This is a genomic window from Rhodothermus marinus (genome assembly GCF_009936275.1).
Taxonomy (GTDB): Bacteria; Bacteroidota; Rhodothermia; order Rhodothermales; family Rhodothermaceae; genus Rhodothermus; species Rhodothermus marinus_A.
Genome location: NZ_AP019797.1, coordinates 494854 through 519125 on the forward strand (window position 1 = coordinate 494854; position 24272 = coordinate 519125).

General features: G+C 64.5%; 26 protein-coding genes. 8 read left to right on the plus strand and 18 right to left on the minus strand.

Annotated elements, in window-relative coordinates; genetic code table 11:
• Positions 1 to 4 precede the first annotated feature (4 nt).
• Together GYH26_RS02275 and GYH26_RS02280 are read right to left on the minus strand one after the other, a co-directional pair.
• Positions 5 to 1024 (minus strand): VWA domain-containing protein, encoded by a 1020-nt coding sequence (locus tag GYH26_RS02275; RefSeq protein WP_014066143.1) that lies wholly within the window; start codon positions 1022 to 1024, stop codon positions 5 to 7.
• Complete coding sequence (locus tag GYH26_RS02280) at positions 1021 to 2010, minus strand: vWA domain-containing protein (protein ID WP_161540320.1); 990 nt, start codon at positions 2008 to 2010, stop codon at positions 1021 to 1023. Before GYH26_RS02280 ends, GYH26_RS02275 begins: the two co-directional genes overlap by 4 nt.
• A gap of 207 nt (positions 2011 to 2217) precedes the next feature.
• Here GYH26_RS02280 and GYH26_RS02285 point away from each other — a divergent pair, with 207 nt between their 5' ends.
• Positions 2218 to 2493 carry a DUF493 domain-containing protein gene (locus tag GYH26_RS02285; RefSeq protein ID WP_014066144.1) on the plus strand — a complete coding sequence of 92 codons (276 nt, stop codon included), beginning with the start codon at positions 2218 to 2220 and terminating at the stop codon, positions 2491 to 2493.
• Position 2494: 1 nt separating this feature from the next.
• Here the strand turns inward: GYH26_RS02285 and GYH26_RS02290 are convergent, their stop codons facing one another.
• The gene (locus GYH26_RS02290) at positions 2495 to 2932 is read right to left on the minus strand and encodes a response regulator (protein ID WP_161540321.1); all 438 of its coding nucleotides are present in this window, start codon (positions 2930 to 2932) and stop codon (positions 2495 to 2497) included.
• Positions 2933 to 3137: 205 nt separating this feature from the next.
• Between GYH26_RS02290 and GYH26_RS02295 the strand changes: the two genes are divergently transcribed.
• Positions 3138 to 3515: a hypothetical protein gene (locus GYH26_RS02295; protein ID WP_014066146.1), complete on the plus strand. Its 378-nt coding sequence runs from the start codon at positions 3138 to 3140 to the stop codon at positions 3513 to 3515.
• Here GYH26_RS02295 and GYH26_RS02300 read toward each other — a convergent pair.
• From GYH26_RS02300 to GYH26_RS02330, 7 genes are all read right to left on the minus strand, one after another.
• A complete protein-coding gene (locus tag GYH26_RS02300; RefSeq protein ID WP_014066147.1) occupies positions 3492 to 4214 on the minus strand; it encodes an HAD family hydrolase in 723 nt (240 codons plus the stop codon). The two genes, GYH26_RS02295 and GYH26_RS02300, sit on opposite strands and share 24 nt — an antisense overlap.
• Positions 4189 to 5358, minus strand: coding sequence for a hypothetical protein (locus GYH26_RS02305; protein WP_161540322.1), 1170 nt, complete (start codon positions 5356 to 5358; stop codon positions 4189 to 4191). Before GYH26_RS02305 ends, GYH26_RS02300 begins: the two co-directional genes overlap by 26 nt.
• On the minus strand, positions 5345 to 6631 hold the full coding sequence (locus GYH26_RS02310) for an aminotransferase class I/II-fold pyridoxal phosphate-dependent enzyme (protein WP_161540323.1): 1287 nt from the start codon (positions 6629 to 6631) through the stop codon (positions 5345 to 5347). The genes GYH26_RS02305 and GYH26_RS02310 overlap by 14 nt, the downstream gene beginning before the upstream one ends.
• 96 nt (positions 6632 to 6727) lie before the next feature.
• On the minus strand, positions 6728 to 7861 hold the full coding sequence (locus GYH26_RS02315) for a glycosyltransferase family protein (RefSeq protein WP_161540324.1): 1134 nt from the start codon (positions 7859 to 7861) through the stop codon (positions 6728 to 6730).
• A 93-nt stretch (positions 7862 to 7954) separates the two neighbouring features.
• Positions 7955 to 8479 carry a DUF5683 domain-containing protein gene (locus tag GYH26_RS02320; protein WP_161540325.1) on the minus strand — a complete coding sequence of 175 codons (525 nt, stop codon included), beginning with the start codon at positions 8477 to 8479 and terminating at the stop codon, positions 7955 to 7957.
• Positions 8476 to 9429 carry a ParB/RepB/Spo0J family partition protein gene (locus GYH26_RS02325; RefSeq protein WP_161540326.1) on the minus strand — a complete coding sequence of 318 codons (954 nt, stop codon included), beginning with the start codon at positions 9427 to 9429 and terminating at the stop codon, positions 8476 to 8478. The genes GYH26_RS02320 and GYH26_RS02325 overlap by 4 nt, the downstream gene beginning before the upstream one ends.
• 18 nt (positions 9430 to 9447) lie before the next feature.
• The gene (locus GYH26_RS02330; RefSeq protein ID WP_161540327.1) at positions 9448 to 10335 is read right to left on the minus strand and encodes a ParA family protein; all 888 of its coding nucleotides are present in this window, start codon (positions 10333 to 10335) and stop codon (positions 9448 to 9450) included.
• A gap of 219 nt (positions 10336 to 10554) precedes the next feature.
• Between GYH26_RS02330 and GYH26_RS02335 the strand changes: the two genes are divergently transcribed.
• Entirely contained in the window at positions 10555 to 12600 is a 2046-nt protein-coding gene (locus tag GYH26_RS02335; RefSeq protein ID WP_161540328.1) for an ATP-dependent helicase, read from the plus strand.
• On the plus strand, positions 12601 to 13065 hold the full coding sequence (locus GYH26_RS02340) for a GNAT family N-acetyltransferase (RefSeq protein WP_242006559.1): 465 nt from the start codon (positions 12601 to 12603) through the stop codon (positions 13063 to 13065).
• A gap of 33 nt (positions 13066 to 13098) precedes the next feature.
• On the opposite strand, the gene GYH26_RS02345 is transcribed toward GYH26_RS02340, so the two are convergent.
• The 3 genes from GYH26_RS02345 to GYH26_RS02355 all read right to left on the minus strand — a co-directional run bounded on the left by GYH26_RS02345 (position 13099) and on the right by GYH26_RS02355 (position 14990).
• Complete coding sequence (locus tag GYH26_RS02345; RefSeq protein WP_206751736.1) at positions 13099 to 13959, minus strand: hypothetical protein; 861 nt, start codon at positions 13957 to 13959, stop codon at positions 13099 to 13101.
• 275 nt (positions 13960 to 14234) lie between these two features.
• Positions 14235 to 14435 (minus strand): hypothetical protein, encoded by a 201-nt coding sequence (locus GYH26_RS02350; protein WP_161540330.1) that lies wholly within the window; start codon positions 14433 to 14435, stop codon positions 14235 to 14237.
• Positions 14436 to 14480: 45 nt separating this feature from the next.
• On the minus strand, positions 14481 to 14990 hold the full coding sequence (locus GYH26_RS02355) for a hypothetical protein (protein ID WP_161540331.1): 510 nt from the start codon (positions 14988 to 14990) through the stop codon (positions 14481 to 14483).
• Between the two features lie 170 nt (positions 14991 to 15160).
• On the opposite strand from GYH26_RS02355, the gene GYH26_RS02360 reads away from it, so the two are divergent.
• The 4 genes from GYH26_RS02360 to rpiA all read left to right on the plus strand — a co-directional run bounded on the left by GYH26_RS02360 (position 15161) and on the right by rpiA (position 18912).
• Positions 15161 to 15667: a DinB family protein gene (locus GYH26_RS02360; protein ID WP_161540332.1), complete on the plus strand. Its 507-nt coding sequence runs from the start codon at positions 15161 to 15163 to the stop codon at positions 15665 to 15667.
• A gap of 65 nt (positions 15668 to 15732) precedes the next feature.
• Positions 15733 to 16971: an ABC transporter permease gene (locus GYH26_RS02365; RefSeq protein ID WP_012842970.1), complete on the plus strand. Its 1239-nt coding sequence runs from the start codon at positions 15733 to 15735 to the stop codon at positions 16969 to 16971.
• 3 nt (positions 16972 to 16974) lie between these two features.
• The gene (locus GYH26_RS02370) at positions 16975 to 18198 is read left to right on the plus strand and encodes an ABC transporter permease (RefSeq protein WP_161540333.1); all 1224 of its coding nucleotides are present in this window, start codon (positions 16975 to 16977) and stop codon (positions 18196 to 18198) included.
• A 3-nt stretch (positions 18199 to 18201) separates the two neighbouring features.
• Positions 18202 to 18912, plus strand: coding sequence for a ribose-5-phosphate isomerase RpiA (rpiA, locus tag GYH26_RS02375; protein ID WP_161540334.1), 711 nt, complete (start codon positions 18202 to 18204; stop codon positions 18910 to 18912).
• Between the two features lie 277 nt (positions 18913 to 19189).
• On the opposite strand, the gene GYH26_RS02380 is transcribed toward rpiA, so the two are convergent.
• From GYH26_RS02380 to GYH26_RS02400, 5 genes are all read right to left on the minus strand, one after another.
• Positions 19190 to 19855, minus strand: a complete 666-nt coding sequence (locus GYH26_RS02380) for an energy transducer TonB (protein WP_161540335.1) — start codon at positions 19853 to 19855, stop codon at positions 19190 to 19192.
• A gap of 94 nt (positions 19856 to 19949) precedes the next feature.
• Positions 19950 to 20300 (minus strand): VanZ family protein, encoded by a 351-nt coding sequence (locus tag GYH26_RS02385; RefSeq protein WP_014066160.1) that lies wholly within the window; start codon positions 20298 to 20300, stop codon positions 19950 to 19952.
• A gap of 2 nt (positions 20301 to 20302) precedes the next feature.
• On the minus strand, positions 20303 to 21898 hold the full coding sequence (locus GYH26_RS02390) for an NAD(P)H-hydrate dehydratase (protein WP_161540336.1): 1596 nt from the start codon (positions 21896 to 21898) through the stop codon (positions 20303 to 20305).
• A gap of 40 nt (positions 21899 to 21938) precedes the next feature.
• Positions 21939 to 23606, minus strand: coding sequence for an Ig-like domain-containing protein (locus tag GYH26_RS02395; RefSeq protein WP_161540337.1), 1668 nt, complete (start codon positions 23604 to 23606; stop codon positions 21939 to 21941).
• Positions 23590 to 24177: a hypothetical protein gene (locus GYH26_RS02400; protein ID WP_012842977.1), complete on the minus strand. Its 588-nt coding sequence runs from the start codon at positions 24175 to 24177 to the stop codon at positions 23590 to 23592. The genes GYH26_RS02395 and GYH26_RS02400 overlap by 17 nt, the downstream gene beginning before the upstream one ends.
• Positions 24178 to 24272 lie beyond the last annotated feature (95 nt).

Genomic DNA, 24272 nt, shown 5'->3' on the forward strand with positions numbered 1-24272 from the left:
CGTCTCAGGCGGTCTGGAGCGTTCGGCGGCGTTCGGGCAGCAGCGCTTCGAGCACCAGCAACAGCAGGGCCAGCGCCAGCGGCCACTGATAACGCTCGGCGAAGGTTTCGAACGTCTCGGTCGCGATCGGGGTCCGGGCGAAGCCGTCCAGCCGCTTCAGCAGGGCTGGCACGACCTCGCCGGTGCGTCCCAGATGGAAGTAGCCGTCCGGTCCGGCCAGCGCCTGTAGCGTGGCCGGCTCCAGCCGCGTGTGTACGACACGGCCTTCCGCGTCGCGCCGGACGCCCACGCGGCGGCCGTCGCGGTACACGGGAATCGGGGCGCCCGCGGTTTCGCCCACGCCGACAGCCAGCCGCTCGATGCCGGCCTCCTGAAGTTGGCGGAGCGCCTGCTCGAAGCCCTCCGCGTGGTTTTCGCCATCGGAGACGACCAGTAGCACCCGGCTACGTGGTACTTCGTCCGGTTGCGGTGCCTCGAAGGCCTGCAGGGCCACCTGGATCATGCGGACGTAGTCGGTGCCCGGCGTGGGGATCAGCGACGGATCGGCCACGTCCAGAAACAGCCGTACGGCGCCGTAGTCCGTGGTGAACGGACATTGCAGAAAGGCGTCGCCGGCGAACAGAATCAGGCCCACGCGATCGCCTTCCAGATGCTCGAGCAGGCGATAGAGTTCGTATCGGGCGCGGGCCAGTCGACTGGGCGCCACGTCTTCGGCCAGCATGGAGTTCGACACGTCCAGTGCGATGAGCAGGTCGAGGCCTCGCCGTTCGGCCTGGCGGGGTTGCAGGCCGAGGCGGGGACCGGCCAGCGCCAGCGCGAGCAGTGCCACGGCGGTCAGGAGCAACGCGGCCCGCAGCCGGGCACGTCCGGGAGCCGGCGCGGCCAGTTGGGCGATCAGCACCGGATCGCCCAGCCGCTCGAGATCGCGCCGGCGCCGACGCGCCGCCCACATCAGCAGCAGCGCGGTGCCCGGCACGGCGGCCAGCGCCCAGAGCCATTCGGGATGGAGCCAGTGCAGGTTCATGTGACGACCAGGCGGCGGAGTCGGGTGGTGCGCAGGATCACTTCCAGCAGAAGCAGCAGCAGGGCCGGTCCCAGAAAGATCGCGTACCGCTCCCGGGCGGTTTCGTAGCGGGTGACGGCCACCGGACTTTTCTCCAGGCGGTCGATCTCGGCGTAGATGGCCTCCAGCGTACGGGCATCGGTGGCGCGAAAGTAGCGGCCGCCGGTCTTTTCGGCCACCTCGCGCATCATGGCCTCGTCGATCTCGACCGGTACGGGTTGCGGTCGGGTGCCGAAAGGCGTCTGCACCGGATAGGGGGCCTCGCCCCGGCCGCTGAGGCCGATCGTGTAGATGCGGATGCCCGCCTGACGGGCCAGCTCGGCGGCCGTCAGCGGATCGATCTCACCCCGGTTGTTCTGGCCGTCGGTCAGCAGGATGATTACCCTGCTGCGGGCTTCGGAGTTTTTCAACCGGTTGATGGCCGTGGCAATGGCGGTGCCGATGGCCGTGCCGTCTTCAAGGCGTCCTACCTGCAGGCGCTGGAGCATGGTCAGCAGAAAGCGATAGTCCAGCGTGGGCGGCACCTGTGTGAAGGCCTGTCCGGCGAAGACCACCAGCCCGATCCGGTCGGCCCGGCGCCCCTGGACGAACTGGATGGCCGTGCGGCGTGCCACCTCGAAGCGGCTGGGCGAGAAGTCCTGCGCGAGCATCGACGACGACAGATCGAGTACGAGCATCAGATCGCGTCCCTCGACCGTGCGTTTTTCGAAGACGTGCCGTTCCTGCGGGCGGGCCAGCGCCAGAATGCCCAGCGTCAGCACGGCCAGCCGGAGCGCGAAGGGCAACCCGCGCAGGCGAATCCAGAGCGTGGCCGGTGCCGCTTCGACCAGCGCCGCACTGCTGAAGAGCAGGTCCCCGCCGCGACGGCGCGCACGCCACCAGCGCACCAGCGCCAGGATCGGCACCAGTGCCAGCAACCAGAGCCACTGTGGCTGCGCAAACGTCATGGACAGGGGTGTTAGATCGTGGGATCTCACGTGAAGCAAGTGCTGGGGTTTCCCGATGCGTCTGGCAAAAGCGAACGGGACTGCTTGCTGAGTACTGGACGAATGGCAGGCCGGCTACCCGATGGCCGGCGGGCGAACGAATGCGCTCGAAGGGCGTACTTTTTGCTCTGCACGATGAGAGTCCGAAACAGCAGGAAGTACGTACCGATGGGTGGTTTACCACAGCAGAGCTGGTGGGATCGATTTCAGGAACTTCTGGACGATCAGAACGAGTGGCCGGCCGAGTATCTGTTCAAGTTCATTGCCCCTTCCAGTGAACGCGAGGCACTTCGGGCCGTTTTCGGACACTACCCGGTCACGATCCGCGAATCCCGCAAGGGCAATTACATCAGCCTGACGGCGCGCATGGAGGTGCGGTCCAGCGACGAGATCATTGCCATCTACAAGGCGGCGGCCCGCGTGCGCGGCGTCATCGCGCTGTAGCTCAGGAGTTGAGCGTCAGCGCCGTGGCCAGTTCCTCAAACAGGGCCGACAGCGTAAACGGTTTGCACAGATAGCCGGCAAATCCCAGCCGCAGGACGGCATCGCGATGGCGTAGCGTTCCCACGGACGTCATCGCAACGGCGGGGGGTTGGTGATCGGGCGGCGCTTCCCGGATCAACTGCATGGTGCGGTGGGCATTTTCTTCCAGCGGCCACGTGGGGTGGCCGATCGACTCCAGCGAAATCAGCGCCACGTGATAGTGGTGTTGCGGTAGATGCTCTCGAAGCTGATCGGCGTTGACTACCGGGTGGCACATCATGTAGCGCAGCGAGGCATAGGGCGCCCGGCGAAGGGCAGCCTGAATGAAAGGATGGAGGGCCGTGTCGGCATCCACCAGGAGCAGCAGACGACGCTGCCCGTTGACTTCGCTGTGGGCCATATACCGTGGGAAGCAGGCTTTTGATCAAAAACTCGTGGTTTTGCGCTGAACTGGAAAGTACTATTGGCGCATTATCCCCCGGATTTCTGGCAGAAAAGGCGTTGCGCCAACTAAAGCGCAACGATTTTTTTCAGAGCGCAGCGGGATCCGAACCGGAAAAAGAAGGTCTTTACAGAGAAACTTTTCTAAAGAACCGGGGGGCGCTATGGCTGAGGCAAATCCGAACCGGGCGATGCACGTCCACTGGCCGCGGGTAGTGCCGGACGGGGCGGCCGAGCAGGAGGCCGTGCAGGTACTCGAGCAACTGGCCCGCGAGCTGCAGGCGCTGGCGCAGGAAGTCGAGCAGGCGTACGCCGACGGGGGCCGACTTCTTCAGTACGTGCAGACGAACCTGCGGCCGGATCTGTGGCGTAACGCGGCGCACCTGCAGGTCCGGCTGGAAGGGCTGAAGGACCAGGTGCGGGCAGCCCGCGAGCTGGTCGAACGGCTCCGGGCAGCCACGCAGGAAGATCGGCCCCCGATCGAAGGACGGGGTGTGCGGCGGACGGAGACCGTAGCTTCAGCCGAGGTTGAGCCAGCGTAGCAGCTCCGGCCAGTGAGCAAAGACAAAGACGCTTTCGGGAACGGACGCCAGCGCGGCAGGCGTGAACCAGGCCACCTGCCAGCCGGCGTTTTTTGCACCGAGCACGTCGCTTCCGAACGAATCGCCGACGTAGAGGATCGCTTCCGGCGTGACACCGGCCGCGCGGGTGGCATGGGCGAACAGTTCCGGATGGGGTTTGGCCACGCCCACTTCTTCGCTGATGACCAGCGCCTTTGCATGCTGGCGAAGCTCCGGAAAGCGCGCCAGCTTGGCGTGCTGTACGGCGGCAAAGCCGTTCGTCAGAAGGCCCACGGGCAGATGGCGGGCCACCGTCAGAAATGCCTCACGGGCGCCCGGTACCCAGCGCCAGTGCCGGCGGTAGCGCTCCATGTAGCAGGCGTTGAGCTGCTCCGAGGTGACGCCCTGCAGCCCGAGTGCTTCGATCAGCCGCGCAAAGCGGGCGTGCATCAGCGCCGGACGGTCGATTTTTCCCCGCTGGTATTGCTCCCAGAGTTCGGTGTTGATCGTGTGATAGGTGTGGTGCAGCTGCTCCAGCGGGACGTGGGCGAACACGTCCGGAAAGGCGGCCTTCACGTCGGCCAGTGCCGCCTGCTCGGCCGCCCGATGATCGAGCAGCGTATCGTCCAGGTCGAAATAGACGAAGCGGATCGTTTCAGAGGGGTTTTTCGAAGAGGGCATATTCTTTATCCACCACACCCCCAAGGTGTTCGAGGGCGTTCAGCAACACCTTGTTCGTGTCGAGCACCCAGCTCATCTCGCAGGCTTCGTAGCCGCGGCGCTTGCCGCGCTGGATCGTTTCCAGCACGAGCAGGGCATCGAGCCCGCGGCCGTGATACTTTTTACGAATGCCCATCAGGGGCATGCGGGTTTCGTAGATGGCGCCCAGGTTGGCGGCCAGCAGGATCTTGATCAGTCCGAAGGGAAACAGCCGGCCGTCACGGGCATGGCGCAGCGCCTGGTTCAGGTTGGGCAGCAGCAGCGAAAAGCCGACGGGATAGCCGTTGTCTTCCAGAATGAGGACCAGCTCGGGATCGACGATCTGCTTCAGGGCGCGGGCCAGGTGCTGGAATTCGTGTTCGGTCATGGGCACGTGGCCCCAGTTTTCGGACCAGGCTTCGTTGTAGATGTCCAGCACCGTCCGCGCCTCCTCGTCGTAGCGGCGCATGTCGAGCGTGCGCAGCGTGATGGTGGGGTTGCGCCGCCGGACCAACTCGACGCCCCGCTCCAGTTTTTCGGCCTTCAGGTATTTTTTGTGGACGTAGTAGGCCCACATGGTCATGACGCGCGTAAAGCCCGCCCGCTCCAGAAAGTCGGCGTAGTAGGGCGGATTGTAGGGCATCAGGATGGAGGGGGCGCGGTCGAAGCCGTTGACCAGCAGGCCGGCCATGTCGTTGAGCGAGGGGTTGGTCGGGCCGCGCATGTGTTGCAGGCCCTGCTGGCGCAGCCAGTCGGCGGCGGCCTTGAAGAGCGCCTCGGCCACCGCGAAATCCGGCACGCACTCGAAGAAGCCGAAAAACCCGACGCCGTCGTCGTACTTCTTCAGGTGCATGCCGTTGACGATGGCCGCAATGCGGCCGACGACCCGTCCCGACGCGTCCAGCGCCAGAAACGGCTGAATCTGGCCGTGCTCGAAAAAGGGATTCTTGCGGGGCGAAAGGATCTGGGCCACGTCCCGGCGCAGCGGCGGGACCCAGTACGGGTTGTCCCGGTAGAGCCGGTAGGGCAGGTCGATGAATTTGCGCAGCAGGCGCCGGCCGCGAACCGGCACCACCTGCACCGGGGGGGCGACGCGGACTTCCGGGAGCGTTTCAGTAGCTTCCATTGGCCTGAATGACGCCCAGTCGCTTTCCGACGCGATGGAAGGCTTCGAGGATGTAGTCGAGCTCCTCGTCGGTGTGCGTGGCCATGAAGGACGTCCGCAGTAGCGCCTGGCCCTGTGGGACGGCCGGCGGCACCACCGCATTGACGAACACCCCTTCTTCCAGCAGCTCGCGCCAGAAGCGGAAGCAGGTCATCATGTCGCCGATCACGACCGGAATGACCGGCGTCTGGCTGTTCCACACGTTGAAGCCGGCGCTGCGGAAGCCCTCGCGCATGTAGTCGGAGATCTTCCAGAGGCGTTCGAGCCGTTCCGGCTCCTGCTCGATGATGTCGAGGCACTTGAGTACGGTGGCTACGTTGGCCGGCGGCATGGAAGCCGAGAAGATGTGGGCCGAGCTGGTGTGACGAATGTACTCGATCACGTCGCGGTCGCCCACGCAGAAGCCGCCCAGCGAGGCGAAGCTTTTCGAAAAGGTGCCCACGGTCAGGTGCACCTTGTGCTCCAGGCCGAAGTAGGCCGCCGAGCCGCGTCCGCCCGGACCGATCACGCCGACGGCGTGGGCGTCGTCCAGCATCAGCGCGGCGCCGAACTCTTCGGCCAGCTCCACCAGCTCCGGCACCCGTGCGATGACGCCGCTCATGGAAAAGACGCCGTCGGTGACGATTAGCTTGCCGGCCTCCGGCCGCTCGGCCTGGGCGCGTTCGAGCAGGCGTCGCAGATGGTCCAGGTCGTTGTGCCGGTAGCGCACCGTGTCGGCCAGGCTCACCTGGGTACCGGCCACGATGCTGGCGTGGTTGTCTTTATCCGAGAAGATGATGTCGTTTTTGGAGGTGAGCGCCTGGATGACCCCCATGTTCGTCATGTAGCCGGTCGAAAAGACGATGCAGGCTTCCCGTCCCATGAAGCGGGCCAGGCGCTCTTCCAGCTGCAGGTGCAGGTCCAGCGTACCGTTGAGGAAGCGGCTCCCCGTACAGCCTGTCCCGTACTTGCGGATGGCCTCGATGGCGGCCTCTTTGACCCGGGGGTCCGAGGTCAGCCCGAGGTAGTTGTTCGAGCCGGCCATGATCACCTCCCGGCCGTTGATGATGGCACGTGTGCCTTCGTTGCGCTCGATGGGTCGGAAGTAGGGGTACAGGCCGGCCGCCTTCACCCGGGCGTAGTCGCCCTCCGGCGCGAAGAACTTGTGGCACTTGGCGAACAGGCTGGGTTCCGAAGTCGAAACCTGGGTCTCCAGCCGTTCCTGTGGCGTACGGGCCGCGTCCGACATGGGCATATCGTGCAGGTTGTTATGTCTGGGGCAGTATCCTCAAACTTGCGCTAAAACGCAGCATACTGTATAAGGATCTATGACGCGTCGTTTTTATTCGGTTTAGATGAACGAAAGCGCGGTATTTTCACGGGGGGTTCGCGCAGGGCGTCCGCGATAGCGGGGCGTTTCCAGGCGCTGCAGCAGCCGTTCAATGAAGTTCAGGGCCATTTCGTTGCCGCATCGCAGCGAGCGTTCCCGCAGGCGTTTTTCGTAGTGCGGGCAGGCCTCGAGGAAGCGGCGCACGTCTTCGCTCCGGAGTTCGCGATCGAAGACGGCCATGCCCAGTCCCTCACGCTCCAGAAACAGCGCGTTGAGCGTCTGCTCGAAGATGCCCCGGTTGGGCACGACCAGCAACGGTTTGCCGAGGTAGAGCGCCTCGCTCATCAGCGTGAAGCCGGCCGTGCAGAGTACGGCCCGGCAGCTGGCCAGATCTTCCAGAAAGCCGTCGATGGAGGGCGCCTTGAACGTCAGGTTCGGGTACTTTTCCGCTTCAGGGGGGCGCGGGACGTTGTAGAGCACGAACGACGCCGGCAGGCGCGCGAGCACTTCGGGTAGATGGTCCACGCCCTCGGGCTGGTTGAAATAAACCAGCACGTGCGAGCCGGTGGTGGGCCGCAGCGCCTGCACTTCGTCGCGAATGATCGGAGGAATGAGCGTGACGCGTTCGGGATGGCGCAGCGGCGGAAAGTAAAACGAGGTCAGCAGCACGTGCAACGGACGCCGGGGGACAATCAATTGAATGGCCAGATGGGCCAGCAGGGCGTCTTTCCAGTAGCGGAGGGGGAGCCGGTAACGCGTTTCGGTCACCACCTGCTGGTGGTTGAACGACAGTACCGGAAGACCCAGGCGGGCCGCCGCACGAGGCGTCAGCGCCTCGAAGTCGGTGATGACCAGATGGGGGCGGAAGTCGGCCAGCTTTTCGGTCAACTCGTCGAGCAACGGGCGCAGCCGACGCATCACCGGAAGGTTGGCCCGCAGGGTGGCCAGCAGGCGCATGCGGTTGCCGTGCAGCACCTGGCAGAGCGAGGGCACGGGCCAGACGGTCTCGCCGCAGGCTTCGAGCACCGCACGGGCGGTGCCCCCGCCGCAGAAGCGCAGCTCGTGGCCGCGCGCACGTAGCGCCCGAGCAACGGCCAACACGCGCGAGGCATGGCCCCGTCCCTGGCCGCTCAGTGCGTAAACGATACGTGCCATGAAGCTTCAGCTCCCCCTGCAGACCGGATGGTCAGGGCATTTTGCCGGAAGATCGTAAAATTTATGCAGAAAAGAAAATCAAAATTCAAAATTTTAAAATTGTCCCTGCAGGCGCAGCGCGGCTCCGTTCGGGCGGGGTAGCAGGCGAAGCTGCAGGTTTTCGCTCACGTCGAAATCGTACAGGTGGGCATGTACGTAGGCATCCAGCACGGTCAGTCCATACCATAAGCCGAGCGCAATGTAGGAAAGGTCACGGTTGCGGCGGTAGCGGTCGCGGTACTGGCGCAGCAGGTCGGCGCGTCCGGCTTCGATCACGGCGCGGAAGCGTTCGCCCTCGTCGCGATACTGGGGGTAGCGATCCGGGGCGATGGCGTACAGGTAAGCGTGGCGGTAGAGCAGGTAGCGTTCGTTCATGAAGTGGGCCAGCGCCGCAAAGCCGCCCAGTCCGGCATAGACGAACGGCACCTTCCAGTACTGGCGGTTGTAGATCTGGCCCCAGCCGGGAAGCACCAGAGCCCGCCAGAGCGCCCCTTCGGGCGAGTGGGTGCGGGTCGAATCGGGCGACGGCGGCGCGGCGCCCGCCGGAAGCAGCAGGCACGCCAGCAGCAGCCCGGTCATGTGCCCAGCAGCAGGCTTAGCAGGCGCTCCAGTTCCTCGTCGGAGAAGTAGGCAATCTCGATGCGGCCGCCGCGGCCCGAGCGGTGCCGGATACGCACCTGGGTCCCCAGCCGTCGCCGCAACTGGTCTTCGTAGTCGCGAATCTGGAGCGTCTCGGGATCCGGTTCGGCCGGCGTGGTAGCGGCTTCGCCCGTCGTCTTGCGCTCCTGCCGGCGGTGCCAGGCCCGCACCCGTTCTTCGACTTCGCGGACGGAAAGCTGCTTCGTTTCGATCTCCTGCAGCAGCCGGAGCTGGACCGGTTCGGGCAGGCCGATCAGGGCGCGGGCATGGCCAGCCGTGATCGTGCCGTCGCGCAGGCTGGCCTGAATGCGGGGTGGTAGTTTGAGCAGGCGCAGAAAGTTGGCCACCGTTGCGCGGTTCTTGCCCACCTTCTCGGCCACCTGCTCCTGGGTCAGGCCGCATTCCTCGATCAGCCGCTGATAGCCCAGCGCCACCTCGATCGGGTTCAGTTCTTCGCGCTGGACGTTTTCGACCAGCGCCATTTCCAGCATTTCCTCGGTGTCGGCCTCGCGCACGTAGGCCGGCACGCGCTTCAGGCCGGCCCGGCGCGCCGCGCGCAGACGCCGCTCGCCCGAGATCACCTCAAACTCGTTGTTGCCCAGCGCCCGCACGGTGATCGGCTGGATGATACCGAGCTGGGCGATCGAGCGGGCCAGTTCGTCCAGCGCCTCCTCGTCGAAGTCCTTGCGCGGCTGGTACGGGTTGGGGCGAATCCGATCGATGTCGATCTCCGCCACTCGTCCCAGCAGCCGAAGCCGCTCCTCGAAGTGATAGAGGCGGCTCTTGGGCGTCTCGACGCCCGTCACCTCTTCGGGGGGCGTCGCTTCCTGGTTCACACTCGGAAGCAGGGCGCTCAACCCGCGCCCCAGGGCTGCTTTCTTCGTGGCCATAAACCGTTGGTTGCTTGCTCAGGCGTCTTGTTCGGGATGCGGTCGAAACGGCGCGGCGTCGGACGAAGGCGAACGACGACCGGCCGGAATGGACAGGCCGTTCGTCGAAGCCTCTTCGGTGGTCGATTCCGGCAGCAGAAACCGCTGGTTGTTCTGGACAATCTCTTTGGCCAGCGCCATGTAGTTGCGGGCGCCCACGCTCGTGATGTCGTAGAGCAGCACCGGCCGACCAAAGCTGGGCGCCTCCGACAGCCGCACGTTGCGCTGCACGATGGTACGAAAAACCTTGTCGCCGAAGTAGCGGCGCACCTCTTCGGCCACCTGGTTGGACAGGCGCAGCCGCGTATCGAACATCGTGAGCAGCACCCCTTCAATTTCCAGTTCCGGATTCAGGTGCTGGCGCACGATCTTGATCGTGTTCAGGAGCTGACCCAGCCCCTCCAGCGCAAAGTATTCCGCCTGTACGGGAATCAGGACCGAGTTGGCCGCCGTCAGTGCATTGAGCGTCAGCAGACCCAGCGACGGAGGGCAGTCGATGATGATGAAATCGTACTTGCGGCGGGCGCGGCGCAGCGCATTGGCCAGAATCCGCTCCCGCTCCATGACGTCGATCATCTCGATTTCGGCGCCCACCAGATTGATGTGGCTGGGCACGACTTCCAGAAACGGCAGCTCCGTCGGCTGAATGGCCTCTTCCAGCGAGATGTCGCCGATGAGCACCTCGTAGGTGGATTTCTGGACCGTCCGCGGATTGATGCCGACGCCGGAGGAGCAGTTGGCCTGTGGATCGATGTCGATCAGCAGCGTGGGATGTTCGATGGCGGCCAGCGAAGCGGCCAGGTTGATCGCGGTGGTCGTCTTCCCTACGCCCCCTTTCTGGTTGGCAATCGCAATAACTTTACCCATGAGCTATCTGTGAGCTTGCAGCCACCGGATCTACGAACCGAGCAGAAACGGACGGCGGCCGGCCTTTGTTGCACAGGCGGCAGCGCACGCAACCTGCAGGTTCTTTAATCTATAAAGAAACGCGCACGTAAGCCAGTCCCGCGACAAAAAAGCACCGAACCGGATCACACGCTGTCGCCTCGCGTTGAGAATGGGCAAAACCCGCTCGCATCGCTCGAAATGGCGCGCCGCTTTGTACTGAAGCCGGAAGCCGAAGCCCCTACCACCCGCCTGACCGTGGACTATGCCGGCCAGCTCAACCCGCAGCAGTATGCGGTGGTGACGGCCGGGGGCGGACCGATCCTGGTGGTGGCCGGGGCCGGCACGGGCAAGACGCGCACGCTGGTCTACCGCGTGGCCTATCTGGTCGAGACCGGCACACCGCCCGAGGAAATCGTGCTGCTGACCTTCACGCGCCGCGCCGCCCGCGAAATGCTGGCGCGGGCCGCCGCGCTGCTCGACGGACGCTGCGAGCGGGTGCAGGGCGGCACCTTCCACGCTTTCTGTCTGGGACTGCTCCGACGCTATGCCGGCCGGCTGGGCTACCCCTCGAACTTCACCGTGCTGGACGCTTCGGACGCCGCCGACGTGATCGATCTGCTCCGCACCGCACACGGATTGCATCGGAGCGGCCGTCGCTTTCCCCGCAAACAGACGATCCAGGCCATCTTTTCGGCGGCGGCCAGCCACCCCGACGCCGATCTGGAAACGATCCTGGAGGCCCGCTATCCGCAGTTTCTGGAGCATCTCGAAGCGTTGCAGGCGCTACGCGAGGACTATGCCCGCTACAAGCGCCAGCACGGCCTGATGGACTACGACGACCTGCTGGCCTGCACGATCGAACTCTTCCGGCAGCACCCCGACGTGCATCGCCAGGTAGCGGCGCGGTGCCGCCATGTGCTCGTCGATGAGTACCAGGACACCAACCGCCTGCAGGCGCAGATCGTGCAGGCGCTGGCCGCCGTGCACGGCAACGTGATGGCCGTGGGCGACGACGCGCAGTCGATCTACCGCTTCCGCGGTGCCGACTTCCGCAACATCTTCGAGTTTCCGCGCCTGTTTCCGGGCACGCGTATCCTGAAGCTGGAGCAGAACTACCGCTCCACGCAGCCTATTCTGGATCTGGCCAACCGGATCATTCGGCGGGCGCACCACCGCTACGACAAGGTGCTTTTCAGCGAGCGCAAGCAGGGCGAGCGGCCGGCCATCGTCCCGGCACCGGACGAGCGTACCGAAAGCCGCTTCGTCTGTCAGATGATTCTGGCACTTCGCGAGCAGGGCGTGCCGCTGCATCAGATGGCCGTGCTGTTCCGGAGCAGCCATAATGCGTTCGATCTGGAAATGGAGCTCAACCGCCGGGGCATCCCCTACGTGAAGTACGGCGGGCTGAAGCTCAGCGAAGCGGCCCATGTGAAGGACCTGCTGGCCTACCTCCGACTGCTCGAAAACCCGAAAGACGCGGCTGCCTGGAACCGCGTGCTGCAATTGATCGAAGGGATCGGCCCGCGCACGGCGCAGCGACTGATCGAATGGATCACGTCGGCCGATGCGACGCCGTTTACGCTGGAAGAGCGACCGTTTTCGCCCCGCTACGCCGAGGCGCTGATCCGGCTCTTCACGCTGCTGCGCCAGCTCTGGGAGACCGAGCTTCCGCTGGAGGCGCAGCTGACCGAGCTGTTGCACTACTACCGGCCGCTGTGCGAGCGCCGTTACTACGAGGACTACCCGAAGCGGCTGCAGGACCTGGAGCACCTGGTCAGTCTGAGCGCCCGCTTTCAGAGCCGGGCGGCGTTTCTGGAAGCACTCGTGCTCGATCCGCTGGAACTGACCGCGCTGGAGGTCGAGCCGCTCGTCGAAGACGAACCGCCGCTGGTGCTCTCGACGATCCATTCGGCCAAGGGCCTGGAGTTCCACACGGTGTTCATCATCCACGCGCTGGAAGGCATTCTGCCTTCGGCCTATGCGCTGAACGATCCAGAAGCGCTTGACGAGGAGCTCCGGCTGCTCTACGTGGCCGTCACCCGCGCGCGGGAGTATCTGTTCATTTCCTATCCGATGGTGCGTTACCAGGCCGGCTCCGGCTCGTACCTGACCAGCCCCAGCCGCTTTCTGGAAGACCTGCCGGAAGAAATTCTGGAGCCCTGGGTGCTCGTGGAGGAACCCACGGCTTCTTCCGCCTATGAACTGCCGGGTTCGAGCGCATCTGCCTTACCGCCAGGCGATTGAATGATGGAGCTCTACCGCGCACCGGTCCAGAACGGCGCCGTCCTGACCATCGAAGAAGTCGGGCTGGAGCAACTGGACGTGATCCGGGAGCTAAACCGGGCCATTTTCGACGAGGAGCGTATCATCAACACGTTCGATCGGGACGACCTGATGATCCTGCTGGCCCGGGTCAACGGCGTGCCCGTCGGTTTCAAGATCGGCTACCGCGAAAACAGCCGTACGTTCTACAGCGCCAAGGGCGGGGTACTGCCCGAATACCGGCGTCAGGGCATCGCTCGCCAGCTTCTGTATGTGATGATGGAGCGGGCCCGCCAGAAGGGTTATCGGCGCTTCGCCTACGACACGTTCCCGAACCGGCATCCCGGCATGGCCGTGCTGGGCCTGACCGAGGGCTTCCGGGTCACCCGCGCCGACTACAACACGTTCTACCGCGACTACCGCCTGCGACTGGAGAAGGATCTGTAGTGTCGGAGGTTCTGAACTGGACATGGACGCCCTTCACCGTCGCACCTCCACGCGGAAGCGGCCGATCAGCCGCCGGTCCGGCTCGTCCGACAACCGGATGTAGAGATGAAAAGCTTCGTCCCGTCCCAGCACCGGACCCGGAAGCTCCAACGCCTGCTGCCAGGCGCCCGACAACGAGACCAGCACTCCATGTGGCTCAATCTTACTGTCATCCCATCCTTTCATTGAGTAATAATCTGACTTTTTGTTAGCAAAAAAAGCTAAAATCAAAGTGTCTGCCACAAAAAACACTTCGAAAGTCTGTGATGTCCGCAACATTAAGGATTCCCATTTCTTTCGATCGTTTATGGCCAGATTTGCAGGTATATCTTCATTCGGAGAATGCCATTCAGGATGTTGAAAATACACGCTTTTAAGAAACACACCTCCAGTATCTGAGAGCGCATAAATTTGAATCTCTGGAGAAAGACTGTATCCTACAGCTGCAATTCTACGGTTTGCATTCACATCTATGCGTGGAGCTCTGGTTGCCAGGTTCTTTTCAAAATACAGCGTTGGGTAAAAGCCAAATCGACCTTTTACATGGGTAAAGGAAGTGTCGAGAATAGAAACCGTTCGTGTCTCCTTACAGGGCTTCCCAAGAGGATCACTGCAGGGTTCCCTGATATCTGTTGAAGCTACAACAATATGTTGATCATCCAGAACCCTAAGAGGAAACTCTGGATAATAAAATTCAGGCATTCTCTTTTGAGATAAAAATCTTCCTGTTCGATCAAAAACAACGATTCTGTTAAATATTTCCTGAACATATACCTTATCATTTAATAATGTTACATACAGAGGCCCCAAGAGAGAGCCCGGTTCTTCAAAGCCGGGATATCCGAAAGTCTGCACAGGCATTCCGGATTTGTCATATACAACGATACGCCTCAGTCGTCTGTCGGGCACGTATAGTCGAAAAGGATCTAAGGAAACCGCAACTGATCTGAACTCCCCCAGAAAGAGTGTATCCGGCTCTTTTAGAAATATTGTATCTACAGGTAATAGTGTAGCAGAAAAGACAATTGTCTCTTCTTTTAGCAGGCAACTACATAAAACAAGGAGGGTTCCGACAAGGGCATAAACCGCACATTGTCGAAACCCTCTATTCGTAATTCCACACTTCACCTTCACTTCGGCTTAATGATTATTGGACAGAAGCAATTGACAGGAACGCCACCACAATCATTAGGGACCGTAAAGTCGTTAGAGCAAATGTAATCAGGCGGATCTGCTACAACATTATCAGGCCGATACACCCACGGCACCAGGCTCAGACCCAGCGCCAGCACCAGAAACAACGTCGCCAGTCGATCCTTCCAGCCTTTCATCGCTCACCTCCTTTTGTTTTGGTGAAACATACGCCCTCTATCCGATCACCGGTGATCGTCCAACAACAACAGCCGCACCGACGAAGCATCCCCCACCGTGCGCAACACCTCCGGACCCAGCTCCACCACCACCCGACCCTCCCGCCGCACCAGCGCCCGCGGCAACAACGCCTCCCCGAAATGCCGCCCGTACCACCCCAGCGAATCCCACCACACCCCGAACGGAAACCCCATCACCGCCGCATAGCGCCGCGCCAGCTCCCGACTCCGATCCTCCAGAATCCCCACCACCCGAAAACCCAGTGCATGGGCCCCTTCAACCCAGGCCTGAGCCGTGCGCGCCACGGTCTGGCCGCATTCGTTCGGGCTGAAAAACAGCAGCACCTCGCCCGCTGCGTCCGTCGGCTCGGGGTTTCCGGCCGGGGTCCAGACCGGCACGAAGGCCTCGGAGGGGAAGGGCACCTCGGGCACGCTTCGATGCAGGCGCCAGGCGTGCAGGCCCCAGCTCGGCGCCAGAAGCAGCAGGCCCAGGCCGATTTTCTGCACCGCCGACATGGCCCGAAGTGTCCGGGTTGGTGAAAAGTCCTTGCTTTTGAGAAGCTGCCGTTAAGTTACACACGCACACACACAATCTGTCAAGAGGAAAAGTGCCTGTAAAATTGTAACTTTTATCTGTTTGGGCGAAATTCGTTTGACGGTATAACCTGTAAAAAACGGGACAGGTCATGAGCGAACCCTGGTTGATGCCGGACCGCGCGCGTGGGGCGGAGGCCCGGCGGGCCGATCTGCTCAAGGGCTTGCAGCAGGTGCAGTACTGGATCGAGGAGGCGTTGCATCAGCTTCCGGATGAGGCGGCGCTGTGGTGGGAGCCGGCGCCGGGCGTGCCGTCGATCGGCGCGCGCGTGCAGCACATCCTGGGCGCCAGCCGCCGACTGGCCGCCTATGCGCTGGACCCGGCGCCTGATCCCGAGGCGCTGGCGGCCGAAGCACGCACCGACTGGACGCCGCGAGGCGATTCGCGGGAGCAACTGCTGGACGCGCTCCGACGGCAGTTTGCGGCGCTGGCCGAGCGCATCGAAGCACTCTCCGACGCCGAACTGGACGCGGTGCGTCCCGTGGGACGGCGTCGGCTGCCCGTGCGGCGCGCCACCATCCTGCACCACCTGATCGAACATGCCGCGCATCACAGCGGCCAGCTCATCCTGCTTGTGCGCCTTTATGCGCGTCGTTGAGCGACGCAACCCGGCCGACTTCCGCTCGTAGGCTACGACAGTCGCACCGGGAAATCGACCGACGTATGTCGCTGCTGCTGTTCGAACTCTGGGAGGGCCTGATGGCCGCGCTCCGGGCCATCGCCGCGCACAAGCTGCGGGCCGTCCTGACCACGCTGGGCATCATCATCGGCATCGTGGCCGTCACACTGATGGCCACGGTGATCAACGGCATCGAGCGGGACTTCAACGAGTCGCTCTCGGAGCTGGGCACCGACGTGCTGTATGTGGAGAAGTGGCCCTGGATCGTCGGGCCCGGCTCGCGCTGGTGGGAGTACATCAACCGCCCGGACATCACGCCCGAGCTGGCCGACGTGATCGAGGAGCGGGCCCGCTACGTGGTGGCCGCCGTGCCGGTGCTCGATCGCATGGGCACGGCCCGTTATGGCGGCACCACCGTCTCGTCGCTGACCATCGTGGGCGCCGAAGCCGACTATCCCCGGGTGCACGCGGTGGACCTGGCGCTCGGCCGTTTCTACACCGAAGTGGAAGAGCGAAGCGCCCGCGCCGTGTGCGTGCTGGGCGCCGAGGTGGCCTCCCGACTGTTTCCCGTCGAGCAACCGCTGGGCAAGTTCATCCGGCTCAGCGGGCATCGCTGCCAGGTGATCGGCGTGCTGCAGCGCAAGGGAAGCGGCCCCGACAGTCCGGCTTCGACCGACACCCAGGTGTTCATTCCGTTCCGGACCTACGCGCGGTTCTTCGGCATTCGCAACCGGAGCGTGTCCATTCACGTCAAGGTGGTCGATCCGGAGCTGATGGCGCTGGCGAAGGACGAACTGACGGGGGTCCTGCGCGTGGCGCGCCGGCTGGATGCGCTGGAAAAGAACGACTTCGAGATCAACGAGCAGCAGGCGCTCCGGGAACAACTGGCGCCGGTCAAGACCGCCATCTACGGCGTGGGGCTGTTTCTGACGGGTCTGTCGCTGCTGGTGGGCGGCGTGGGCGTGATGAACATCATGTTCGTGTCGGTCAAAGAACGCACGCGCGAGATCGGCATCCGCAAGGCCGTGGGCGCCACGCGCCGGGCCATTCTCGTGCAGTTTCTGATCGAGGCGATCCTGGTCTGCATGATCGGAGGCGTGATCGGCGTGCTGCTGGCCATGGCACTGACCGGCGTGGTCAACCTGTTCATCGACGCCTTCCTGCCGGCCACGACGGTCGCCCTTGCCTTCCTGATCTGCGTGCTGACCGGTATCACGTTCGGGCTGGCGCCGGCCTGGACGGCCGCCCGTGCCCAACCCATTGAAGCGTTACGCTACGAGTGAGCCATGGAATTTGTCGAAGCCTTCCGGATGGCCTGGACGGCCCTGCGCACCAACCGACTGCGTTCGGGACTGACGCTGCTGGGCATGGTGATCGGCGTCTTCGCGATCATCAGCTCGGTGACGGCCGTCGAAGTGATCGACGTGTACTTCCGCGAGTCGATGAACTTTCTGGGGTCGTCCACCTTCACGATCAGCCGCTACCCGAGCATCCGGGTGAGCAACGAGCAGTTCGACTACCGCCAGCCCATTACGTACGAACAGATCGAACGCCTCAAGCGGAGTCTCTCGCAACCGGTCTTCATCAGCATTCTGGAGGATTTCGATCTGGGGTCCGTGCGCTACGGGGACCGGGAGACCGAGCCGAACGTGCAGCTCCTGGGCACCGACGAAAACTTTCTGGAAAACTTCAGCTACGAGCTGGCCGAGGGCCGCTTCATTACGGCGCAGGATGTGCACTACGCGCGGCCGGTCATTGTGCTGGGCTCGGTGATCGCCGAGGAGCTGTTTCCGAACGAGACGCCGCTGGGCAAGGTGGTGCGCTTCGGCGGGCATCGCTACGAGGTGATCGGCGTGCTGAAAACCAAGGGAAGCTTTCTGGGCTTCAGCCAGGACCGGCGCGTGCTGATTCCGATCACGACGGCGTTTGCCCGCTACGGACAGCCGGACCGCAACCTGGCGGCCGTCAGCGTGCGCGTCAGCAGTCCGGAACGGCTGGGTGCGGCGATGGACGAGGTGATCAGCAAGTTTCGCGTCATCCGCAAGGTGCCGCCCGGCCAGCCCAACGATTTTGAGATCAGCACGAACGACTCGATGCGAAGCGTTTTCGAGGCGTTCACGCGCACGCTTTCGATCGGCGGGGCCGGGATCGGGCTGATTGCACTGCTGGCGGCCGGCATCGGAATCATGAACATCATGCTGGTGTCGGTCACCGAGCGCACACGCGAGATCGGCATCCGCAAGGCCGTGGGCGCCCGGCGACGCGACATTCTACGGCAATTCCTGCTTGAAGCATTTTTCTTGTGCCAGATCGGCGGCCTTGTCGGTATCTTACTGGGTGCGCTGGGGGGCAATCTGGTGGCGGTGTACTTCGACATTTCGGCCGTCTTTCCCTGGGACTGGGCGCTGGGTGGTATGCTGCTGGTGACGCTGGTGGCCGTGGTGTTCGGTAGCTACCCGGCGTACAAGGCGGCTCGGTTGAATCCCATTGAGGCATTGCGCTACGAATAGCCTATGGAAGAGACGCTGTCGGCGGCCGATCGGGCCAAGAAGGCCGCGGGCGAAAAGGTGGCGGCCATGGTGGAGCCGGGCATGCGGCTGGGACTGGGAACGGGCTCGACGGCTGCCTGGGCCATCCGGGCGCTGGGGCGGCGCGTGCGCGAAGAAGGGCTCCGTGTGGTGGGCGTGCCCACTTCGTATGCCGCGGAGCAGCTGGCCCGTGCCGAGGGCATTCCGCTGGTGACGCTGGCGGACGTCGAGGCGCTGGACCTGGCCTTCGACGGGGCCGACGAGGTCAGTCCGGAGCTGAACCTGATCAAAGGCCGCGGGGCCGCCCACACGCGGGAAAAGGTGGTGGCCTCGCTGGCCCGGCGCTTCGTGGTGCTGGTGGACGCGTCGAAGCTGGTCGATCGGCTGGGCACGCGCTGGCCTGTGCCCATCGAGGTGTTGCCGATGGCGGCCGAGCCGGTGCTGCGACAGCTCCGACGCATGGGGGCCGAGCCCGTGCTGCGGATGGGCAAGTGCAAGGACGGGCCGGTGGTGACCGATCAGGGCTTCTGGGTGATCGACGCGCGCTTTCCCGATGGCATCGACGATCCGCATGCGCTGGCCGTCACGCTCTCGACGATGCCCGGCGTGCTGGACCATGGCCTGTTTCTGGGACTGGCCACCGACGTGCTGGTCGGGCAGGCCGACGGCCAGGTGCGTCACATCCGGCGTCCGTAATATGGAATCGTTGTTTTACTGGTGCATGAGGGGCCACACCCCATGTGGCGGACGTGATCCGGCGGGTATGATCGGGCGGACACAATGGTCCGCCCCTACGGGATAGGGAAACTGTCAATGATCTGGTAGGGGCGCACCACAGTGTGCGCCCGTGCTTTTTCGCATGCACTACGATACGATTTTTCAGAAATCGTATAAGCGTCTATTCCCCTGACGCTGTGCAATAAAAAAGCGCGGCCCATCGGACCGCGCTTTTTTGTTTCGACAGACCTGATTATCACTGTAGACGGAAGATCACCGGCAGCGTGAAGCGCACGCGCACCGGACGCCCACGCTGACGTCCCGGCTTGAACTTGAGCTGGCTGACGCACCGGAGCGCTTCTTCGTCGAGGCCGGCTCCGACGCCGCGCAGCACCTGCGGGTTGGTCACGTTGCCGTTTTCGTCCACCACGAACTGGATGATCACGCGGCCTTCGACGCCTGCCTTGCGGGCAATTTCCGGATACTTAATGCAGTCGTAGAGCGCCTTCTGGCCGCCGATGATCTCGGGCATCTCCTCGACCACCACGAACACCTCCGGCTCGGGCTCTTCTTCTTCCTCAGGAGGCGGCGGAGGCGGCGGGACGTTGGTGACCGTCTCGTTGATGTCCAGCGCGGCGTCCAGGTTCAGGTCTTCCTCCTCCAGCGTCGTCTCATCCGGCACCTCTACCGGGACGGGCGGCCGCGGCGGTGGCGGTGGCTTGACCTCCTGCTTGGTCTGCACGATCTCTTCCATCTGCACCACTTCCTGCTCCTCCATCACAAATTGCATTTCCTGCTCGGGCCGCCAGTCGACGCGGAAGGCGACGATCAAAAGGAGCAGCGTGATGATCAGACCGATCTCGATATAGAGCGGATACCGCTTTCGCAGATCGGCCTCTTCCGTCTTCCGAACAATCCCCATGACAGATAGCTACTGGTTGGTGTAGCGGCGAAGATACAGTGTTTTCAGCATGGAAGCAACCGTGCTTATGCATGAAGGATTGCTGAAGTTCCATTCAGGAACGGGTGGTGGGAATGATCAGCCAGCGATCGAAGGCATAGCCGGCCAGCAGGCCCAGTCCGTCGGCCGCCAGGTCGAACCACTCGGCCGAACGGCCGATCGACAGCACATACTGGCCGACTTCGGTAAACAGGGCCAGCAGCAGACCCGTCCCGAGCACCAGCGCAAAGCGACGATTTCCGGGAAGGGCCGGGAGCCAGAACCCGGCAAACCCGGCAAACAGCACGAAATGGGCGATTTTGTCGATCCATTCGAAGACGATGGGCTCGACGAGTTTGCCGGGGATGAAGCAGGCGACCAGCACGCCCAGCGTCCAGCCCACCGCCAGCAGTCGAAACAACCGCATGCTTATCGGTCGAAGCGTTCGCGAAGGACAACGGGCAGGTGCGCAAGCAAGTCCAGTGCCATCATGGAAGCCGTGCCGTAGTGGGCCGCGTAGCGGTCGGCTGCAGCGCCACCCACGTGTAGCGCGCAGACGGCCGCCTGCGTGGGCGGCAGGCCCTGGGCTACAAGGCCGACGCACAGGCCAGCCAGCACGTCGCCGGTGCCGGCCGTGGCCAGCGCCGGATTGCCCGTGGCATTGATCCAGACCGTGCCGTCGGGCCAGCCCACCACACTGGGCATTCCCTTGAGCAGGAGCACGCAGCCCCACGCCCGCGCATACTCCTGCACAACTTCGATACGCCGGGTCAGATCCACCTCGCCCGCCAGCCGGCGAAACTCACCCGTGTGTGGCGTGAGGATCCAGCGCCCCTGCGCATGCTCGCGGATCAGGTCGGTAAAACCGACCAGCGCGTTCAGCCCGTCCGCATCGATAACCGTGGGGAGTTGCGTCCGTTCCAGCAGGGCACGCACGAAGCGCTGCGTGTCGGGGTGGCGGCCCAGGCCTGGTCCGACGAGCAGCGCGCGGGCGCGTTCCAGCCAGCCGTCGAGCACGTCGAAGGCGTCTTCCTGGTCGATGCCGCCGCGTTCGGTCTCGGGCAGGCCCAGCAGGGCCACTTCGGTCAGCTTGGTGGCCAGGATCGGGCGCACGTCCGAAGGACAGGCGCAGAGCACGTAGCCGGCGCCGATCCGGGCCGCCGCCGTGGCAGCCATTACCGGCGCGCCGGTGAACTCGCGGGAGCCGGCCACGACGAGCGCCATTCCGGCGCTGTACTTGTGGGCGTCGTGCGCCCGGCGCGGAAGCCATTGCCGGATGAGTGCGTCGGTGGCACGCCAGGCGCAACCCGGTTGTCGGGCGACCTGCTCCAGCACGTGGCGGGGAATGCCGATCTCGATCACGTCGATGGCGCCGCACAGGCGGGGTCCTTCGCCCAGCAGCAGGCCCACCTTGAGCGCGCCCATCGTCACGGTACGGGTGGCGGCAACGGCCGCACCCAGCACTTCGCCGGTATCGCTGTCGAGCCCGGTCGGAATGTCGATGGCCAGCACAGGCGCCGCCCGTTCGTTGAGCCACTGCACCAGCTCCCGGATGGGCGAGCGGAGCGGACTGGAAAGCCCCGTGCCCAGCAGGGCGTCCACGTAGAGATCGGCTGGCGGCAGGTGGTCCAGCCCGACCAGCGCGTCCAGGCGGTGCAGGTGCAGGCGTCCGGAAGCGTCGGCCGCGGCCAGTTGCTCCAGCAGTCGGTAGTTGGCCGCGGCATCGTCGCTCATGGCCGAGACGTCGGCCAGCGTCACCACGTGCACGCGGGCGCCCCGGGCATGCAGCACGCGCGCCAGCACGAAGCCGTCGCCCCCGTTGTTGCCCCGGCCGCAGAGGCACACGACGGTGCGTCCGGCCACCGTGCCCAGCATGCGGGCGGCCACGTCGGCCGCGCCGCGTCCGGCCGTTTCCATCAACACCCGGCCCGGCAGGCCCAGCTCTTCGATGGTCCGGCGGTCGGCTTCGCGCATGGCCCGGGCCGTGAGTACCGGCTCGGGCAGGGCTTCCGGCATGGCTTCCATGGGTCTTTTCGGAACAGGCTTTTCAAAAAAAGAACGCACATCAGGGCGTCTGGCGCAAATGAAGCGACGGAAAATGCAGCGTGTCGGCCGCAGCTACTTCCCAGCGGGGACGCGTCTGCAGCGGCTCGGGCAACCGGCGCAGCGGTTCGGGCGGCTCGTAGGGCAGCAGTTGGCCGCCGTCCCAGCGTCGATTGCCGTTGCGGTCCAGAAAGGCCCGCACGCGGAAGCGCCCTTCGGGCAATTGTTTGAAGTGAAACGCACCGCCGCCGGGCGGTAAAGTCTGTCGGCGAACGGGTAAGGTAGGCGTTTCCGGAAGCAATTCGACGACGATCGGCGCGGTGGTGTCGGCCGCCTGCACGACGCCGCTCAGGCTGCCCAGCATGGCGGCGGGCATCCGGGCCAGCGTGGCGCGCCAGAGCGTGTCGGGCCGGCCGACGATCCGCCCCTCCAGCACCAGGTGCAGCCGTTCGTCTGGGCGCAGCGGCGGGTCCGGCCACAGCGCATAGGTCGTTCCGTCGGCGCTTTCCAGGTGGAAGGTCCGGGGGGCTCCGGCCGTATCGGTCAGGCTCAGATAAGGCGTCAGATCGGGCGGGGGCTGGTTGAACCGAAGCCGAAGCGGTTGGTCCGGCAACAGCAGGGCCTCGGCGGCCGGCTCGAATCCCAGAAAACGAAGGCGGAGTGTGTCGGGCCGTTCGCTTCCTGTAAAGCGGAGGGTGTCCGGCCGCACCGGATTGCCGGCCGTGTCCACCACGCCGCCTGGACGCAGGAAATACGTGGTGGCCCGAAGCGGAGCCGTGTAGAGCAGCACGTCGAGCGGTCGCTCGGGCACCTGGTACACGACGTCGACGGGCACGGTGGCGTCCCCGGTGAATAGCCGCCAGCGGGAGGGGTCGCGCGTCTGAAGCCGGACCGGTTCCGAAAAGCGCACCTGCAGGCGCCGATTCGAAAGCGGCTGCACGCGCTGCGGCGCAGGAGGCATGGTGTCGAGTCGGGTCAACAGCCAGGGCTCAGGGAATGGCCGATCGGTGGTGTCGGCCACCAGCGTCGGAATCGGCGGCGCGGCAAAGGCCTCGCCGGGGTCCGGGTGGCGGTTGCGGTTGCGGTCGGCCAGCGCTACCACGAAGTAGGGCTGCGGGCTCAGGTAGGTGAACCGGAACTGCCCTTCGGGATCGGTTTGCGTGCGGTAGTCCGGAGCGGTTGGCCACGCATGCGGCGGGAGCGTATCGGGCAGGGCGTAGGCGTACACGTCCACGCCGGCAACGGGACGACCGGAGGCGGCGTCGAGCACGCGTCCGGCCAGCTGGCCCCGGTTGATCGTGGGGCCGGTAGAGAAGGCCAGCACGATGGGTTCACGGAGGGCGACCCCGTGCAGATCGCGGAGATTGGTGTCGAAGGTCAGCACGTAGGTGGTGTTGGGTCGTAGCGGCGCGGGGAGCGTAAAGGTGACGGTGCGGCCCCGGACGCGCACTTCGGGCAGGCGCTCCGGGGTGGGCGTGATCGAAAGGGCCCGGGCGACGGAAGCCGGATCGATCCCTTCCGAAAAGATCAGCCGAATGCGCGGGTCCTGTACGCCGGTGGCGTTGGGCGGTGGCATGCTCTCCACCAGCGCCGGCGGGGTGCGGTCCGGGGGGCCGCCGGAGGGCGGTACCGGGTTGGCGCACGCCGCCAGTCCCAGCAGCAACCACAGCAGCTTACGGACTGGACGCATCGCCAGAACGACTCCGGAGGGTGAAAAGCAGATAGACGCTCAGCGTGGTCGCTACCAGCGCCACGGCCGGGATCACGTAGCGTTCGAGGAGGCCGGGACGTTCGGGAGGCAGCGGGGCCTGCGTTTCCGGGAAGGCCGGGTGCTCCAGACGGTCGCGCAGCGCCTGCGCGATGGTATCGACGGCCACCGGCTGGCAGGCGCGCACGTCGAGCAGGCGTCCCCGGGGATCCAGCAGTTCGGCCTGCAGCGCCAGCGTCACGGTGCGCTGCAGGCGGTCGTGGTCAAGGCGGGCGTATGCCACGCGGGCCGCGTCGATCCGGTAGCGCACCGTGGGCAGCGCCGAGGTGTCGCGCCGGTACACCCGGCGGCCTTCCTGCAGCCAGCGGGCTTCGAGGGCGGTCCGGATGTAGGGCAGCGTGTCCGGCGCTTCCAGTCGGAAGGCCCGGAGCGTGTCCGGAAGCGTCAGGCAGGAGCGGGCCAGCTCCTGGAAACGCGCCAGGTTGGTGGGCTGGGCGCCGGCCGGAACGCCGAGGCCCCAGCAGAGCAGACCGAACAGCAGAAAGCGTCGCATGCGAACCGTGCTTTTGCCTGAAGATCCGAATTTCCGAAGCCAAAGTCATCCGGGGGCGTTCTGTAGAGGCTTCCAACCCGTCGGATTTCGTATGG

Bases quoted from the DNA above. Each gene is read 5' to 3' on its own strand.
- GYH26_RS02315 (WP_161540324.1), bottom strand. From the start codon at position 7,861: ATGGCACGTATCGTTTACGCACTGAGCGGCCAGGGACGGGGCCATGCC.
- GYH26_RS02350 (WP_161540330.1), bottom strand. From the start codon at position 14,435: ATGAAAGGCTGGAAGGATCGACTGGCGACGTTGTTTCTGGTGCTGGCG.
- GYH26_RS02385 (WP_014066160.1), bottom strand. From the start codon at position 20,300: ATGCGGTTGTTTCGACTGCTGGCGGTGGGCTGGACGCTGGGCGTGCTG.
- GYH26_RS02340 (WP_242006559.1), top strand. From the start codon at position 12,601: ATGATGGAGCTCTACCGCGCACCGGTCCAGAACGGCGCCGTCCTGACC.
- rpiA (WP_161540334.1), top strand. From the start codon at position 18,202: ATGGAAGAGACGCTGTCGGCGGCCGATCGGGCCAAGAAGGCCGCGGGC.
- GYH26_RS02370 (WP_161540333.1), top strand. From the start codon at position 16,975: ATGGAATTTGTCGAAGCCTTCCGGATGGCCTGGACGGCCCTGCGCACC.
- GYH26_RS02400 (WP_012842977.1), bottom strand. From the start codon at position 24,177: ATGCGACGCTTTCTGCTGTTCGGTCTGCTCTGCTGGGGCCTCGGCGTT.
- GYH26_RS02335 (WP_161540328.1), top strand. From the start codon at position 10,555: ATGGCGCGCCGCTTTGTACTGAAGCCGGAAGCCGAAGCCCCTACCACC.
- GYH26_RS02325 (WP_161540326.1), bottom strand. From the start codon at position 9,429: ATGGCCACGAAGAAAGCAGCCCTGGGGCGCGGGTTGAGCGCCCTGCTT.
- GYH26_RS02395 (WP_161540337.1), bottom strand. From the start codon at position 23,606: ATGCGTCCAGTCCGTAAGCTGCTGTGGTTGCTGCTGGGACTGGCGGCG.
- GYH26_RS02355 (WP_161540331.1), bottom strand. From the start codon at position 14,990: ATGTCGGCGGTGCAGAAAATCGGCCTGGGCCTGCTGCTTCTGGCGCCG.
- GYH26_RS02275 (WP_014066143.1), bottom strand. From the start codon at position 1,024: ATGAACCTGCACTGGCTCCATCCCGAATGGCTCTGGGCGCTGGCCGCC.
- GYH26_RS02310 (WP_161540323.1), bottom strand. From the start codon at position 6,631: ATGCCCATGTCGGACGCGGCCCGTACGCCACAGGAACGGCTGGAGACC.
- GYH26_RS02295 (WP_014066146.1), top strand. From the start codon at position 3,138: ATGGCTGAGGCAAATCCGAACCGGGCGATGCACGTCCACTGGCCGCGG.
- GYH26_RS02380 (WP_161540335.1), bottom strand. From the start codon at position 19,855: ATGGGGATTGTTCGGAAGACGGAAGAGGCCGATCTGCGAAAGCGGTAT.
- GYH26_RS02285 (WP_014066144.1), top strand. From the start codon at position 2,218: ATGGGTGGTTTACCACAGCAGAGCTGGTGGGATCGATTTCAGGAACTT.
- GYH26_RS02330 (WP_161540327.1), bottom strand. From the start codon at position 10,335: ATGGGTAAAGTTATTGCGATTGCCAACCAGAAAGGGGGCGTAGGGAAG.
- GYH26_RS02365 (WP_012842970.1), top strand. From the start codon at position 15,733: ATGTCGCTGCTGCTGTTCGAACTCTGGGAGGGCCTGATGGCCGCGCTC.
- GYH26_RS02290 (WP_161540321.1), bottom strand. From the start codon at position 2,932: ATGGCCCACAGCGAAGTCAACGGGCAGCGTCGTCTGCTGCTCCTGGTG.
- GYH26_RS02300 (WP_014066147.1), bottom strand. From the start codon at position 4,214: ATGCCCTCTTCGAAAAACCCCTCTGAAACGATCCGCTTCGTCTATTTC.
- GYH26_RS02390 (WP_161540336.1), bottom strand. From the start codon at position 21,898: ATGGAAGCCATGCCGGAAGCCCTGCCCGAGCCGGTACTCACGGCCCGG.
- GYH26_RS02280 (WP_161540320.1), bottom strand. From the start codon at position 2,010: ATGACGTTTGCGCAGCCACAGTGGCTCTGGTTGCTGGCACTGGTGCCG.
- GYH26_RS02360 (WP_161540332.1), top strand. From the start codon at position 15,161: ATGAGCGAACCCTGGTTGATGCCGGACCGCGCGCGTGGGGCGGAGGCC.
- GYH26_RS02320 (WP_161540325.1), bottom strand. From the start codon at position 8,479: ATGACCGGGCTGCTGCTGGCGTGCCTGCTGCTTCCGGCGGGCGCCGCG.
- GYH26_RS02305 (WP_161540322.1), bottom strand. From the start codon at position 5,358: ATGGAAGCTACTGAAACGCTCCCGGAAGTCCGCGTCGCCCCCCCGGTG.